Here is a 16,651-nt window from a genome sequence, read left to right on the forward strand (position 1 = left end):
ATGAATTTAAACACGCCACAAGAGATTATCGACGATATAGCTCAAGGTAAAATGGTCATCTTAATGGATGATGAAGATCGCGAAAATGAAGGTGACTTCATTATGGCAGCAGAAAAAGTTACGCCAGAAGCGATTAACTTTATGGCAACACACGGCCGTGGCCTTATTTGTATGCCAATGTCAGCAGAGCGCTGTGAACTGTTAAAGCTACCTCTGATGGTTGATAAGAACGATGCACAATTTACCACTAACTTTACGGTTTCTATAGAGGCTTCTGAAGGTGTAACTACCGGTATTTCAGCGGCAGACCGAGCGACAACTGTTTTAGCTGCTGTAGGTAAAAATGCTGATCATAATTCAATTGTACAGCCAGGTCATATTTTCCCACTTATTGCTAAAGATGGCGGGGTTCTAAATCGTGCTGGCCATACCGAAGCTGGTGTTGATTTAGCACGTTTAGCAGGCCTTGAAGCCGCTGCTGTTATCGTTGAAATACTTAATGAAGACGGTACCATGGCTCGTCGCCCTGATTTAGAAATCATTGCCGAAAAACATGGCATTAAAATGGGCACTATTGCCGATTTAATTGAATACCGTAATGCCAATGAAACCACCATTGAACGTGTATCTCAATGTAAATTACCAACAGCATTTGGTGATTTTGATTTAACGGTATTTAAAGACACTATTGACGGCCAAGCACATTTTGCTTTAACAAAAGGTGAAATTAAGCCTGAAGAGCCTACATTGGTGCGTGTGCACTTAGAAAATACCTTTAGAGACTTATTATTTAGTCAACGTGAAAGTGTTGCTAAATGGCCAATGGCTGATGCGTTAGAAAAAATAGGCAAAGAAGGTGGTGTGTTAGTCTTATTAGGCAAGCATGAGTCACCGATGGAACTTATCGCGCAAGTACAGAAGTATGCGAAGTTAGACGCTGGTGAAACCGTAAAAGAAGTTAAACGCCATGTTGGCTCTCGCAATGTTGGTGTGGGCTCACAGATTTTGGCTAACCTAGGCGTAAGTAAAATGCGCTTGCTAAGCTCACAAACGAAATACCATTCGCTTTCAGGTTTTGGTTTGGAAGTGGTTGAGTATATTGCTGACTAAGTTAGCGGCTATAAGGGTTAAATACTAAAAAAGCGTATCGAGTGATGAACTCAATACGCTTTTTTTATAATTCATGTAAATTAACACTAAAATTGAAAGTGAATATTAACCCCTAGCTTTGCCAACATAGCTTGATCAATATCGATATCATCAAGCGATAAATAAGCGGTTATCCACTTGTTTTGAAATTGGATTTCTGGTGCTATATTTTCAATATCAAATAATAACCGGGTTGTACTATCTTCAGACTCAAACTGAACACCAGCATAATAAAAATTTATATCACCTTGGCGGGTAAAATGAGTGACATAAGCTAAGTCATTTGTTCGATAAATAGCATCTACATTTACTGTTTCGGGGAGGTCAAAGTTGTGGCGTTTGGCTGTTTCTATTCCTCGATATAAAGGTACATAAGCAATACCGCCAATACTATTAATAAACGTACCGTCAGTGTCTATTTTACCTTTGCTGAAACCGGCATTATCTAACTTGTAATCTGAGTAAATATCGGTAATATCAAGACTAATATCGATGTTATTACTCGGCTGCCAGCGCATATGAAGATCTACGGTGACTCCCGACCCTTGCGTTTGCCAATCATCACTGTTTTGGCGTTTTAGAAAGTTATTTGTAGAGTAAAACTCACTTAATTGTGCATCAGCTGCGATGTTTCCATTAAGATCACTTGATATTAAGCCATTAAGTTGAGATTCACGTGTCGCTAGTAAGCGCCAGTAACCTATTCTAAGTTCACTAGAGAAGCGATTAAAGTTAAGTTTATAGCCAACTTTAATACCATTACTGCGTTGATGAAATAACCTTAACTGAGCATCATATTCGCTCTGGCTATCAAGCGCTAAATCATTGCGATTTAAGTAAAAGGCTTGTGCTGTATCACTATTGGTTTCAACAAAGTAATCATAACGTTGAGATACACTGAAGGAAAAATTATCAATATAAGCTCTTACTCCTACTTCATTTTGAGTGAAAGCGTCACTGGCTGACTGTTCTGGAGCTTGCTGCCAATCATCTTCTATCAGTTGTTTTATCGGTAAAATATTACTAAAAGAGTGACTCGTAACGAATGCTTCAACAGAAGTTGCTGCATAGGAATTTTCTGCCGCTAAAGCCAATAGCCCTGATATGTAAAGTAGCCTTTTCTTCATTAATCGTCCTTAATATTTTTATTGCTTTTATTAAACATTTATTCGTAATTTTTGCTATTTAGGTGGATGCTTTAATTGATCTTTAAGTAGGTATTAAAAAGCCAACCAATAATTTGGTTGGCTTTTTACATTATGATAGGGGACTACTTATTATAATGTTTCCACTTCGCCATTGCTGTAAACGATAAAGATACCGCCATCGCGGTCTTCAATATCAGCAACTTTTTCAGCTGCCGCACCAACTACTATAGTACCAATAACATTGCTAGTAGAGCCTTCTTCTGGCTCTTTCAGAACCATGAGTACACCCTCACTATTATTCATTGTCATTCTGCTAGCTTCATCGGTCTTCATATGAACACTAAATTTACGCATCGCAGCTTCATCAGGTAACTTGTATTGCATATTAAGATCAAATTTACCTTCACTTAATGCGGTACGTTCACCTGATAGCATAAGATTGACTTGGTAATCACCTAAAATAGTCTCTAAAGATAATGCAGCGTTTACATCTAAGAACACGTCATTGTTTTCAAGTGAATCAGTAATTGCAGGATAAGTAATGTAGGCATCGAAGGTTGTAGTTTCACCTGGCGCTAAAGTGTTAAGTTCAGCTTCAGATAACGTTACTTCGACACTACCAATATCTGCTATCCCAGTATAGAGCATTGATCCTCTAACGTTTGTCAGCCAGTTTGTGTAAGCCTCTATGCCATTAGATATGGTAAGCGGATTAAATGGCATATGAAAACTACCAAAATTGTCTTCAAATGATTCACCGCTGTGGCTACGATACTCTGCTACCGGCTCACCATTAACATCAACAAGCATACCATCAGCATTTATATACTCACTATAGCTTTCCGCTCGCTCGAAATGGTCTGCTAGCCCATCTTCATTGGTATCGATAGGTATTATGCGAATAAAACTATAATAAGTGCTATCGATAGTGTTAGAGCGAAACATGTTGATCTCATCGATATCTAACCCCGAATCTACTGTTGAAAAAGTTCTAATGTCATGGACTTCAGTTTGTCCTTCAGGTGACACTTTTCTATCAAAGACAAAGTTGCCAGGGCTGGTATAGTCAACATTAAAGGTTCTTGTTACTGTTGCATCCGTTACCACTACTGTTTTACTATCCGCACTAACAGCCACGTTAAATGCATCTTTTAGTAATGGCTTCATCAGGTAGGTATCTAGTGCTATTTCGCCTTCAGGCCCATTAGCAATAACAGCTAAATCTTCTTCTGAAAAGAAGGTTGTCACTTGACCAATATCATCATAAGTAACACTTCGTTGGCTCTTCCACCAGTTAGCAATTGTTTGCGCTAATAGCTCTGCACCATTATTTACGGTTAGAGGGTTGGCAATTAACTGATAATCATTATCCATCATGAATTGATCAATGCTAGAAACTCCCCATGTGGTCCAAGCAGTATCACGAGGGTGGATATTACCATCACTGGTTAGGATGTTACCGTCAGCGTCAATTAAAGTACTGAAACTCGTTGCATCATATTCTTTGTCGTCCCAATTAGTATCGATGATGTCAATATCATAGCTATCAGTTAGGTTGTCATTGTTATGATCTTTTGGTGTTACTCTGACAGACTTTGCACCAAAATTATTTTCACTTTCACCGCTAATATAGGCTCGAGTGTATAAGGTGCCTTGTTCTGCAATACCAGAGTCAAAGCGTTTAGTTATAATTTTACGCTCAATGCCTGTTCCCCAATAATGCTCTTCAGGGAAAGCCGAAACAACACTACTGGTGGCTGACCATTCACCAGCTTGAGAGCCGGGTGTAAAGACACGAGTTTCAGTGGTTTGTTGCTCATTATTGACCATGTCTGATTCAGTAATAACAATGGTGTTTTTATCATCAGAAAAGCTGATAGTAGCAAAACTCTCTACTTGCTTACCGATATATTTAAAATCGGGTGCTTGGTAGCTTTCAAGATCTTGAATACTTGCTGTCAAGGTTGCTTTAATCAAATTACCTTCGGCTGAACTAAAGCCACCACTTAAGGTTAGCATCTCAGGCAATATAACAGTTTCAACTTCTGGCTCGAATGAATATTCACCGGTGTTATTATTCTCATTCCAGTCATATTCAACAGATAATGCCGGAACAGTTTTTGGCATTAGCTTAGTTTTAACTAACCCAGAAAACTTAACCGGGTTTGTTACGTTAGCTGTTGCTTTTTGCTCTAAGGTGACATTGAGTTCCAGCTCACCAGAAGTGATTTCACCCTCAAAAGTATCGTCTTCAAGTGATGTTCTACTAATCGCACTATCGAGGTTTATTTTGGCAAAACTGCCGTCCGTTAATGTTAATTTAGCACCTGCTGATTCGATAGCACCATTGAGGTCTAATGTGACATCTTTACCATTTTCAGCAATAATCGCTTCAATGGATATGTTGACAATTTCAGTTCCAGAGGTCGCATTTACTGAGAAAAGTATTCCACCATTAGCTGTTTCTTCATCAAAAGTAATAGTGCCTTCTGCGCCTTCTAAACTAAGATAGTCGTTGATTGAAAATACGGTGCCGGGTAATGTCCCTGCCTCGTGCATGGCACTTAATTGAGTAATGGCATCAGCAATTTCTGCAAGCAGTAAAAAGCTTGCTGCTTCTGCTTCAACCATGACTCCTGCTTCTTCGATTAACGCGACATATGCTTCACCTTCACCACTAATGGCACTATTTGAGTCTGTACCCACTTCAAATAAATGGCTAAATAAGCGAACATCTTCTACCATCGCTTTTGCTTTTGCTATGGCGTCACCTTCTGTGGGCTGCTCAGCGACAGGGTCTATTCGGCCATTATCACCAGCATTTGCTTGGGCAAATTCAGATTGATTCTCTAAATTGGTTTCTTCTTGATCGAGCTGCGCCAATATCTCTGCATTTTCAGCAAGCTCTGGATCAGCGGCTATAGCCTCAGCGGCCGCACTTGCTGCTTCACTTGCGCCATTTAATACATCAGCTAGCGAAAGCTCAAAACCATCAACATTTTCATCTTGATTAACTAATAATGCACCGTCATTTGCAACTAAGTCATTGACTGCACTCGCTAAGCTAGTTGACATGATATTGCTAGCATTGTTCTGACCAGAAAATAAAGCAGACATAATGCCGGCGTTAATTAAGCCATAACGTAGTTCGTTAAAATTATCTTCACTGGCTACAGCATTGGCACTATCAACGAGTGTTGGCTCAAGTTCTGTTAAGCTGCCGGTAATATTAAAGGCGTTTGCAATGATGGATGACTGCTGCTGAATTGATTCTGTGTTGACGCCGCCTTCAGCAGCTTCAACTAATGCGCTAGTTAAGTGCGTTAACGCTGAAACATTAACGTTTACAGCGCCGTCATTTGCACTGCCAACCGTTGAAATAGCAGATAAGGTTAATGTAGGGTCAACTGTTGCCAGTGCTATTGGGTCACGAAATTCAACATCGGCACAGCCAGCAGGCGCATCACAAATCATTGTGGTGTCAGGACCAACAGATAACTCGACCTTAATCACACCTTCATAATCTTTTATGGTAACTGTGTAGCTGCCGTCAGCTTCAGTTTCAATAGATGTATTATCTAACTCTTCTCCAACTAATTCTACCGCTTCATTATCAACATACTTGTACACGGTAACAATTGCATTGGCAATCGTGCCTTTGATGGCTTTACCATCGACCGTTGTTGTTATAAGTGTAGGGGTTGGTGTTGGAGTAGGTGTTGGCGTTGGAGTCGGGGTAGAACTTTTATTATCTGAACCGCCACAGGCGCCAAGTACTGAAATAAGCGCAAGTGAGATTAGACTTTTTTGAAGTTTCATTAAATATTCCTTATTTAACTTAGAGAGTAGGATTCTGCCTAATTAAAACACAGTTATTTTTTCATTAAAAGAAAAAGTAACTAAATGTAATCGAGTTCTATAACGAGCATAAAATGAATGGGGAACAGTAAATAGTGCAAAATTAACCAGCATCAATGTAGTTTATGGCTGATATAAATTTTATGCGTGTGAAGGGGCCAGAACAATCAAAGTTTTGTCATAGTTGAGCACAGGCCGTTTATTTTAATTAGCGGTCTGTGCTGCAAAAATTGAGTTAACTATCACTTGATAAATTGTTCGACTTTTTGAATTATACCTTTACTATCCAACCCAAGTTCTTGGTGGATTTCAGCCTGAGTACCATGTTTAATGAAACTATCTGGTAGCCCAATGTTCAAGACTTTCTTTGCCATACCTTGGCTTAAAATAAACTCATTAACACCAGAGCCAGCACCGCCTGCAATGGCATTATCTTCAACGGTTACTATGCAGTCGTGACTAGCTGATAACGTGTTGATGATGTCTTGATCTAGTGGTTTAACAAAGCGCATATCAACTAAAGTCGCATTAATATTTTCTGCCGCTATTTTAGCTTGACTCAGTGTGGTGCCAAAGTTGAGAATCGCTACTTTAGTATGTGGTGCAGTGATATCGTCTATGACACGTATGGTGTTCGCTTTACCAATTTCAATAGTTTCATTGATTGCCGGTAATTCAGCACCATTACCACAGCCGCGAGGATAACGCACAGCCGCCGGGGTATTTAATTGATAGCCAGTATTGAGCATTAATTGGCATTCACGCTCGTCCGATGGCACCATTATTGTTAAGTTAGGTATGCAACGCATAAAACTTAAATCAAATGAGCCTTGATGCGTTGGACCATCAGCTCCAACAATACCTGCGCGGTCGATAGCAAATAAAACGGGTAAGTTTTGAATGGCTACATCATGAATTAATTGATCGTAGCCTCGTTGTAAAAAGCTTGAATAAATAGCGACAACAGGTTTGCGTCCGCCAATAGCTAGGCCGGCAGCAAACGTTACCGCATGCTGTTCGGCAATAGCAACATCAAAGTATTGTGCTGGAAAACGCTGGCTAAATTGAACCATGCCAGAACCTTCTCGCATGGCAGGAGTAATAGCCGCTAACTTACTGTCTTGTTCGGCGGCTTTACATAACCAATCGCCAAATATAGCAGAATAGGTAGGTAAGCTTGGCGCGCTTTTAGGTAAACTCGTTTCGGTATGATCAAATTTAGGAACGGCATGATACTTGATTGGATCTTGTTCAGCCTGTTGATAACCCTTACCTTTTTTAGTGGCAATATGTAGTAACTGAGGGCCTTTGAGATTGCGCATATTAGCAATAGTATCAACTAAGCCATTAACGTCATGGCCATCAATGGGTCCTATATAATTAAAGCCGAGTTCTTCAAAAAATGTACTGGGTACTACCATGCCTTTTAAGTGTTCTTCTGCGCGACTGGCTAGCTCTTTAATAGGTGGAATATTTTTAAGTATGCGCTTACTACCTTCACGAATGCCGGTATATATACTGCCTGAAAGTAATTTTGCCAAATGATTATTTAAAGCACCGACATTTTCAGATATCGACATTTCATTATCATTGAGGATAACTAACATATCTTTATTGATATCACCGGCATGATTTAGCGCTTCAAATGCCATACCTGCGGTCATAGCACCATCACCAATAACGGCAATTACTTTACGGTTTTTCGCTTCTTGCTCTGCGGCAACAGCCATACCTAAAGCTGCGGAAATTGAAGTACTTGAATGTCCGACACTGAGTACGTCATATTCGCTTTCTTCACGCCATGGGAAAGGGTGTAAACCATCTTTTTGGCGAATGGTATGCAATTGATCTCGGCGACCAGTTAATATTTTATGAGGATAAGCTTGATGGCCAACATCCCAAATTAAGTGGTCGAATGGCGTGTTATAAACATAATGTAAGGCAACGGTTAACTCAATAGTTCCTAAACCTGAAGCAAAATGGCCGCTACTTTTACTGACAGAGTTTAACAGGTAACGCCTTAATTCTTCGCTAGCTTGCGTGAGTTGGTTTTTTTCTAATTTGCGCAAATCATCAGGCGTGTCGATATTAGCCAGCAAAGGATATTCAGTTAGGTTTATAGTCATATTATTCAATTAAATTTTTTATATTAATGTCTGCGGCTAACAATGAAAGTCGCAAAATCGGACAAGCTTTGCGTATTGTAAGGCAAAGTGCCTAAAGCTTGAAGCGCTTGTTGATATAAGTTATCTGCTTTTTCTTGTGCACCAACTAAACCTAATAGTGCCGGATAGGTACTTTTGTTAGCGGCAAGGTCAGAGCCTGCAGGTTTGCCTAACTCTTCTTCCGTAGACGTTATATCGATTATATCATCACGGACTTGGTAAGCTAAACCAATTAATTTAGCATAATGTGCTAATTGTTTTTTATCTGTAGCTGTTGCTTGCTGGCTGCATTCAGCTGCCATCATAACCGATGCTTCTAGCAAAGCGCCGGTTTTTAATGAATGTAAATGTTCTAATGCTTCAATTGTTATACTTTTATCAGTACCGGCTAAATCTAAAGCTTGACCACCACACATACCTTGATAACCCGCAGCATTGACTAAGTAACGTAATAATGTAATGCGCTTACAGGCTGCTGTTTCAGTAAAGTCATGGTTGGCAATAATATCGAAAGCTAAGGTTTGCAGGCTGTCACCTGCGAGGATCGCTGTGGCTTCATCAAAAGCCTTGTGACAAGTTGGCTGACCACGACGTAAATTATCGTCATCCATGGCAGGCAGATCGTCATGTAATAATGAATAAGCATGAATACACTCAATTGCTGCGGCAACACCATCAATATCATGCTGCTCTGCGCCTAAAGCTTCGCCAGTAATATAAGCCAAATAGGGGCGCATACGTTTACCGCCGATAAGTAAACCATAACGCATAGCGGCCAATAGTTTTTCATCATTACGCGCTAAGCTGTCAAGTTTAGCCGTTAAATAAGTGTCAATGCGCGCTTGCACATTATCAAGGTGCTTAAGTTTAGTCACTGCTGATAGTCTCGTCAGTATTGAATGGTGCTAATTGGCTTTGGCCATTTTTTTCAAGCAATATATTGATTTGTTGCTCAGCACTTTTTAGTTTTTCTTGGTTATGTTGACTAAGATGTAAACCGCGCTCAAATAATGCCATAGAGTCTTCAAGGTCAAGATCGCCTCGCTCTAAATTTTGCACTATGGTATCTAATTCAACTAATGATTCTTCAAAGCTTAAATTTTCAATTTTTTTTCTGGCCATGGACTTTTTTAGCGTGATATGAACTCTAGGCGCAAACTTACCTTAGCTAGCGCGCTGGGTCAATTAATGATGAATTTAAGCCGAAGAGAAAAATATTCACATTATCTCCTTAAGTTATTGACAATATGAGCGATAATAGTAGTAATACTAAAAATATAAGTATTCGCGAAACATCAATTCATCAGGTATTATCAACATAGCGGATATATTCAAGAAAATTTACCGGAGGCATTTGTGGATTTAGCAACGTTAATAGGCATAGTCGGTGCAATAGGCTTACTGATTATGGCAATGTTACTCGCTGGTGACATTAGCATGTTTGTCGATGTGCAGTCAGTGATCATTGTTTTTGGCGGCTCAATCTTTGTTGTTTTATCAAATTACAATTTAGGTCAGTTTTTCGGTATTGGTAAAATTATCGGTAAATCTTTCATGTTTAAATTAGAAAGGCCGGAAGAGTTAATTGAGAAGTCAGTTGAGATGGCTGATGCAGCGCGCAAGGGTGGTTTCTTAGCATTGGAAGAAGCTGAAATATCCAACGCTTTTATGCAAAAGGGTGTAGATATGTTGGTTGATGGTCATGATGCTGATGTTGTGCGAGCGACTATGCAAAAAGATATCGACTTGACAACAGAGCGCCATGAAACTGGTTCTAATATGATGATGGCATTGGCCGATGTTGCACCTGCGATGGGAATGATTGGTACCTTGATAGGTTTGGTTGCCATGTTATCCAATATGGATGATCCTAAAGCGATTGGCCCTGCCATGGCAGTTGCACTACTTACGACTTTATATGGTGCCTTTTTAGCCAATGTTATTGCTATTCCAATCGCCGCAAAACTAAAGTTGCGTATGGCTGAAGAGAAACTTAACCAAGAATTAGTGCTTGATGCTGTGCTTGGCATACAAGATGGACAAAACCCGCGGGTTATTGAAGGTCTACTGAAAAACTATCTTGCTGAGGGTAAGCGATCTGTTGGTGCAACCGAAGAGTAGCGGGAGTTAATTATGGCTGATAAATGTAAATGCCCGCCTCCAGGGTTACCCGCATGGATGGGAACATTCGCTGACTTAATGTCGTTATTGATGTGTTTCTTCGTGCTGCTTTTATCATTTTCCGAAATGGACGTGCTAAAGTTTAAGCAAATTGCTGGCTCAATGAAGTTTGCTTTTGGTGTGCAAAATAAAATTGAAGTTAAAGATATTCCCAAAGGCACTAGTATTATCGCGCAAGAGTTTCGTCCGGGGAAACCAGAACCAACACCTATTGAAGTTATTCAACAGCAAACCATGGAAATGACCCAGCAAATGTTGGAATTTCAGGCCGGTGATGAAACTTCTGCTGGGGGCCGACAAGAGCAACGTGGTACTGAACGTGGTGGTCAATCGCAAAGTACGGCTGATGAAATGTCGGCACAAGCTATGCAAAAAGCTAAAGATGATCTTGAACAAGCTTCACAAGAACAAGTTAATGAGTTAGTGAAGAAAATCGCTGAACAAATGGAGCAACAAATTCAAGATGGTGCTATCGAGCTAGAGTCTTTAGGGCAGCAAGTTATCATCCGTATTCGTGAAAATGGTTCATTTCCTTCCGGTTCGGCATTTTTACAACCGCAGTTTAAACCGATTATGCGTGAAATTGGTTTACTCTTGAACACCGTGCCAGGTGAGATAATGATCTCTGGTAATACTGATAATCAAGGTATAAGTTCTGAATTGTTTACCTCTAACTGGGATCTATCTAGTAAACGTGCGGTAGCAATTGCCCATGAAATTATCAAAGTACCTGGCTTCGATCAATCTCGTTTATTGGTGGTCGGCCATGCAGATACCCGACCCTTAGTGCCTAATACCAATCGATTAAATCGTCGTAGAAACCGTCGCGTTGAAATTGCTATTAATCAAGGTAAAGCCAAAGAAACAGATCCTATTTCAATAAGCCAAGAATAACGATTGCTGTTTCTTTAAGTATATTAAGTTATAAGGAGTACAAATAATGTACTCCTTTTTTATATTTGCTGTTTATTATTTTACGGTTTTGTCAGGCTATTTAATCAGCAGTGAAATTGCATCTTATATCGGAACGGGTATATAATGCGCGCCTTTCTAAGTGTGGGTATTATTGTTAAATGAAATTTATTGTTAAGTTACAGGCTGAAATTACCATTAAAAGCCGTCCGGTGCGTAAACGTTTTACTAAGATATTAGAGTCGAGCGTTAAAAATGTTTTACGTCGTGTTGATGAAGAAGTGACAACACGAATGAACTGGGACAATATTGAAGTTAATACTAAAAATAACACACCAGAAAACCGTTTAAAATTAATCGAAACATTAAAGTGCATACCCGGTGTGCCACAGTTCTTGGAAGTGCAACAAACAACATTTACTGATTTACATGACATTTTTGAGAAAACCTCAGCAGTACATGCAAAAAATATTGAAAATAAAACGTTTTGTGTACGGGTTAAGCGTACTGGTAAGCATGATTTCAATTCGATAAAAGTTGAACAATATGTTGGCGGCGGGTTGAACCAACAAGTTGAATCAGCTCGAGTGCAATTGACCAAGCCTGATGTAACCGTGCATTTAGAAATTAAAAACGAAAACCTATTTATTGTTACTGAACGTCATAAAGGTTTAGGTGGCTTTCCAATAGCGACTCAAGAAGATGTTTTATCATTAATGTCAGGTGGCTTTGACTCTGGCGTTTCAAGTTATCAAATGATCAAAAAAGGTGCTCGTACGCATTATTGTTTCTTTAACTTGGGTGGCGCAGCACATGAGGTGGGCGTAAAGCAAGTGAGCCATTATTTATGGAACAAGTATGGCGCCTCGCACCGTGTTAAGTTTTTTGCTGTTGATTTTGAGCCAGTGGTTGCCGAAATATTAGAAAATATTGAAAATGGTCAAATGGGCGTTGTACTTAAACGTATGATGATGCGTGCTGCTGCTCAAATAGCAGAAAAAATGGGCATTCAGGCTTTAGTTACAGGTGAAGCATTAGGACAAGTATCCAGCCAAACCTTGACTAACCTAAATGTTATTGATCGTGTAACCGATACCTTGATCCTTCGACCTTTAACCGCTTACGATAAGCAAGATATCATCAATATTGCTCGTGAAATTGGCACGGAAGACTTTGCTAAAACTATTCCAGAATACTGTGGTGTTATTTCTAAAAAACCAACCGTTAAAGCAGTATTGTCTAAAGTCGAAGCTGAAGAAGCAAACTTTGACTTTACTATTTTAGATAAAGTGGTGACTGAGACACGTGTTTTTGATATCAGAGATATCGGCAATGAAAGTGAAGCAGAAATTCACGCGGTTGATACTTTAGATAATATTCCTGAAAATTCTGTAGTTTTAGATATTCGCAGTCCAGATGAAGAAGATGAAAACCCATTAACACTAGACGGCGTTGAAATTATGCATTTACCTTTTTATAAGTTGGCAACACAATTTGGTGATCTTGATAAGTCTAAAGACTACTTGCTTTACTGTGACCAAGGTGTAATGAGTAAGCTACAAGCTTTGTACTTATTAGGTGCAGGGTTTACTAATGTGAAAGTTTATCGTCCATAAGTAACATTAAGTGTGTTAAGTAACGAAAAGCCTTTAAATATTTAAAGGCTTTTTTAATGCTGGCAATTAGCAAGTTCAAGTGCTTTTATTTGCAGCGTTAATTTTTCATTTTCAGGTACTTTGATGTGTAAACTCTTAGCCGTATTGGTTATATAGCCGTTGATATAGTCAATTTCAGTTTTACGCTTTTTTAAGATATCGCTTCGCATTGAAGAACAATTTTTTCCGGTCATTGTTGCAACACTTAACACTTGTGCTTTTAATTCATCTAAAGAAAATTGCATGCCTTCATATTTTGCAACACTAATGATTTCTGTGAGTAACTTATCGATTATTTTGTGGTATTTTTGCTGTAATAATTGACCATTTTCTACATCATTAATTGCAGTGAGTGGGTTGATCACACAATTAATCGCCAGTTTTAACCATTGTTTTTCTTTAATGTGATGGCTCAATGTTAGTGATGGTAGTGCTGTAGCTAATGTTGCCACCATTTTGGCTTGTTTTTCTTGTTGAGCAGTTCCAGTAATTAAACCTAAATCATTATGGCCTAAGCCAGTGTGTTGAACATGAAAAGGCTGTATGACCTTACTGCCATGGGTGGTAAGTAATGTATAGCAAGTTTGTGGTAAATTAGGCAGTTGCTTGAAATTCACCATACCGTTGTGACAAAAAATGATTATCGCATTGCTACTGATACGTTTTTTTAATGACATAATTGCTTCTGCAACATGATAAGACTTAACACAGCAGAGAATTAACTCAGCATGCGCTAATATTTGATTGTTAGCCGATATTAAGGCTTTACTGCTAGTTATGTTGTTAATATTAGTAAACTTTATCTCCTTAGGTACCGACGTTATTCGAGAAGAGCAAACGAGGCTGACATGATTTTTTGAGTTTTCTGTTAAACGGTGATACCAAAGCAAACCTATTGCACCTTGTCCGATAACGGTAATATTCATGGCTATAGTCTTTTACTTGATCTATTGCGGTACATTAAAATTGACCACCTGATGATAGCAAACAATGCGATACCGATTAAATCAGAGATAAAATCACTCAACTGTGCACTGCGAAAACCCAGATAATATTGACCTATTTCAGTTAATGCGCCATAAAACGCTACAGTTAACATGGTATTAAATAACGGTAGTTTTAATATGCTATGTAGTACCCAAGTTAGGCAAAAAAAACTAATGATATGGCCAATAGAGTCTATTTCTGTACTACGAAACACTACTCGCCTAAAGTCAGAAGAACTAAAATACAGGCAGAAAAACAGTAGCGCAATAATGGCGAGAATTGATAAATGATAGCGACTTTTCATTAAGATGTTAGTTGTTATATTGCACGAAGTTAGATGTTATTCATCATATCAGGGCTAAGTTATGAAAACTATCACTGTTAATTTTTAGCTAGCTAATAGCATGAATAAGCGCTTAAATTATGCCTTCTGTGTTGGTATTAATGGCATATATTGATAATATATCGCTAATGTTTGTTAGATAGAGAATTATAATGCCTTCAATGGATATCGTTTCCGAAATTAATTTGGAAGAAGTAAAAAACGCAACTGAAAATTCTATTCGTGAATTAGCTACTCGCTTCGACTTTCGTGGCACCAATGCTAGTTTTGACTGGAAAAGCCCAGCGGTAACAATGAAAGGGGACTCAGACGCTCAGTTAAAACAAATGGCTGAAATGTTACGTGGACAATTAGTGAAAAGAAAAGTGGATGCTAAAGCATTAACTTTAGGTAGCGTTGAAAGTTCAGGCAGAAACTTCAGTCAAGTTGCCACCTTTAAAGAAGGTATTGAACAGCCTGTTGCTAAAAAGGTTGTTAAACTTATAAAAGACAGCAAGTTGAAAGTTCAAGCGTCAATTCAAGGCGAACAAGTACGCGTTACGGGTAAAAAACGTGATGACTTACAAGCTGTGATGCAGTTGCTTAGAGAAACAGATTTAGAGCAATCATTTCAATTTAATAACTTTAAAGATTAATGATTTAACATTGTCATACCGTCATTTTTTAAAAAGAGGCTTTGGCCTCTTTTTTCTTTCTACCATTCTTAAATCGTCGTGTTATAGCCCACCGAATACTGATTGTAATTTAAGCAGTAAGTAAATCTTTACGATGAAAATCATCATTAAATTGGCTTTGATGATGATTTATATGAATAAGAGCTGTTTTTTTGCCAATAGTTTAAGTAAATTAACTGACATTAAATAATAATAAGATGGTTTTAAATGGCTGCTTCTAGAGGTGCGTTCAGTTCTCGTTTAGGTTTTATCATGGCTGCTGCGGGTTCTGCCGTAGGGTTAGGTAATATATGGGGTTTTCCAACACAAACAGCAAGTAATGGTGGTGCAGCTTTTGTACTTGTATACCTAGTGCTTGCTTTTTGCTTAGCGTATCCCGCTTTTATGGCAGAGTTGCTCATTGGGCGATATGGTCAAGCCAATGCGGTGACATCACTACAAAAAATTTCTCGTAATATTTTTCATAAACGTTTTGCTTTTGTGGTCGGTTTTGGCGGGATTATTTGTGCTGCTTTAATTTTAAGTTTCTACGGCATTTTAGCCGGTTGGATGATGTCGTATGCAGTAGAGCCTTTTACGCGAATTATCGGCATGGAATCAACAGCAGATTGGGTGATAACCCAGTCATTGCCTCGCAACTTGCTATTTTGTGCTTTATTCATGTTTCTCACCATCTTTATTATTCGTCGTGGTGTAGAAGAAGGGATTGAAAAGTGGTCGAAGCGATTAATGCCAGTGCTTATTTTTTTACTGCTGGGTTTAATCTCTTATGTTATGACCTTAAAAGGCGCTAGAGAAGGCGTCAGCGCTTACCTAAATCCGGATATTAGTCGTGTATTGGAACCTGATTTGTTAATCAGTGCATTAGGACAAGCATTTTTCTCATTGTCGCTCGGTACCAGTGTTATGGTGATATATGGCTCGTATATTTCTAAAAAAGAAAACTTAGTTACCTTAGGCGCGCAAGTCACCTTAATTGATGTTTCCATTGCTTTCTTAGCAGGCTTATTAATTATTCCATCAATGTATGTGGCACAAGCTCAAGGTGTGGCTATTTTTGCTGAAGATGGCAGCTTAATTTCTGGTTCAAGTTTGGTCTTTACCGTGTTACCTAGTTTGTTCAATAGTATGGGGGATATTGGCTTGTATGTTGCCTTAGCATTTTTTATTTTAATGTCAGTTGCGGCACTAACATCGTCTATTTCTATGTTGGAAGGACCGGTTTCTTATGCGGTAGAGCGCCATAACATGGAGCGTAAAAAAGTCACCACCTATATTGGTATTGGTATCTTTATTTTAAGTGCGATTATTATTGCTAATATCAGCTTTATGCTCGACTTCGTGGCTATTTTAGCAACTCAGTATGGCCAACCGATTATCGCCATGTTGTGTTGTGTTTTTGTTGGCTGGATTTGGTTTCGTAATGACATTTTAACAGAGTTGAAACAAGGTAATGATATGGTTGAGCATTCTTTATTCTGGAAAATTTGGCCTTGGTACACTAAATTTGTTTGTCCAACGGCTATTGCCATTGTGTTCTGGCATTCGCTTTAATCAAGTAAATTAAATGTTGAGTTTT

At 38.8% G+C, this 16,651-nt stretch carries 13 protein-coding genes; 6 read left to right on the forward strand and 7 right to left on the reverse strand.

Annotated features, from left to right (window positions below; all coding sequences use genetic code 11):
• On the forward strand, positions 1-1,110 hold the full coding sequence (gene ribBA / locus B0169_RS12050; RefSeq protein ID WP_077286379.1) for a bifunctional 3,4-dihydroxy-2-butanone-4-phosphate synthase/GTP cyclohydrolase II: 1,110 nt from the start codon (positions 1-3) through the stop codon (positions 1,108-1,110).
• Between the two features lie 86 nt (positions 1,111-1,196).
• On the opposite strand, the gene B0169_RS12055 is transcribed toward ribBA, so the two are convergent.
• The 5 genes from B0169_RS12055 to xseB all read right to left on the reverse strand — a co-directional run bounded on the left by B0169_RS12055 (position 1,197) and on the right by xseB (position 9,442).
• Positions 1,197-2,276 carry a hypothetical protein gene (locus B0169_RS12055; RefSeq protein WP_077286234.1) on the reverse strand — a complete coding sequence of 360 codons (1,080 nt, stop codon included), beginning with the start codon at positions 2,274-2,276 and terminating at the stop codon, positions 1,197-1,199.
• Positions 2,277-2,426: 150 nt separating this feature from the next.
• Complete coding sequence (locus B0169_RS12060; protein ID WP_077286235.1) at positions 2,427-6,116, reverse strand: hypothetical protein; 3,690 nt, start codon at positions 6,114-6,116, stop codon at positions 2,427-2,429.
• Between the two features lie 281 nt (positions 6,117-6,397).
• Positions 6,398-8,281 (reverse strand): 1-deoxy-D-xylulose-5-phosphate synthase, encoded by a 1,884-nt coding sequence (gene dxs, locus B0169_RS12065; protein ID WP_077286236.1) that lies wholly within the window; start codon positions 8,279-8,281, stop codon positions 6,398-6,400.
• A 23-nt stretch (positions 8,282-8,304) separates the two neighbouring features.
• A complete protein-coding gene (locus B0169_RS12070) occupies positions 8,305-9,195 on the reverse strand; it encodes a farnesyl diphosphate synthase (protein WP_235838559.1) in 891 nt (296 codons plus the stop codon).
• The gene (gene xseB / locus B0169_RS12075; protein ID WP_077286237.1) at positions 9,188-9,442 is read right to left on the reverse strand and encodes an exodeoxyribonuclease VII small subunit; all 255 of its coding nucleotides are present in this window, start codon (positions 9,440-9,442) and stop codon (positions 9,188-9,190) included. Before xseB ends, B0169_RS12070 begins: the two co-directional genes overlap by 8 nt.
• 234 nt (positions 9,443-9,676) lie before the next feature.
• Between xseB and pomA the strand changes: the two genes are divergently transcribed.
• The 3 genes from pomA (at position 9,677) to thiI (ending at position 13,029) form a co-directional block, all read left to right on the forward strand.
• Complete coding sequence (gene pomA, locus B0169_RS12080; protein ID WP_077286238.1) at positions 9,677-10,441, forward strand: flagellar motor protein PomA; 765 nt, start codon at positions 9,677-9,679, stop codon at positions 10,439-10,441.
• A gap of 12 nt (positions 10,442-10,453) precedes the next feature.
• On the forward strand, positions 10,454-11,395 hold the full coding sequence (locus B0169_RS12085) for a flagellar motor protein MotB (RefSeq protein WP_077286239.1): 942 nt from the start codon (positions 10,454-10,456) through the stop codon (positions 11,393-11,395).
• 179 nt (positions 11,396-11,574) lie between these two features.
• A complete protein-coding gene (thiI, locus tag B0169_RS12090; protein WP_077286240.1) occupies positions 11,575-13,029 on the forward strand; it encodes a tRNA uracil 4-sulfurtransferase ThiI in 1,455 nt (484 codons plus the stop codon).
• Positions 13,030-13,082: 53 nt separating this feature from the next.
• On the opposite strand, the gene B0169_RS12095 is transcribed toward thiI, so the two are convergent.
• Together B0169_RS12095 and B0169_RS12100 are read right to left on the reverse strand one after the other, a co-directional pair.
• Positions 13,083-13,994 carry a ketopantoate reductase family protein gene (locus tag B0169_RS12095; RefSeq protein WP_077286241.1) on the reverse strand — a complete coding sequence of 304 codons (912 nt, stop codon included), beginning with the start codon at positions 13,992-13,994 and terminating at the stop codon, positions 13,083-13,085.
• A gap of 2 nt (positions 13,995-13,996) precedes the next feature.
• The gene (locus B0169_RS12100) at positions 13,997-14,359 is read right to left on the reverse strand and encodes a VanZ family protein (RefSeq protein ID WP_143323532.1); all 363 of its coding nucleotides are present in this window, start codon (positions 14,357-14,359) and stop codon (positions 13,997-13,999) included.
• Between the two features lie 191 nt (positions 14,360-14,550).
• Between B0169_RS12100 and B0169_RS12105 the strand changes: the two genes are divergently transcribed.
• Complete coding sequence (locus B0169_RS12105) at positions 14,551-15,033, forward strand: YajQ family cyclic di-GMP-binding protein (protein ID WP_077286243.1); 483 nt, start codon at positions 14,551-14,553, stop codon at positions 15,031-15,033.
• Between the two features lie 246 nt (positions 15,034-15,279).
• Positions 15,280-16,626, forward strand: a complete 1,347-nt coding sequence (locus tag B0169_RS12110) for a sodium-dependent transporter (protein WP_077286244.1) — start codon at positions 15,280-15,282, stop codon at positions 16,624-16,626.
• Positions 16,627-16,651 lie beyond the last annotated feature (25 nt).

Source organism: Cognaticolwellia aestuarii, assembly GCF_002000025.1.
In the GTDB taxonomy this organism is placed as follows: domain Bacteria; phylum Pseudomonadota; class Gammaproteobacteria; order Enterobacterales; family Alteromonadaceae; genus Cognaticolwellia; species Cognaticolwellia aestuarii.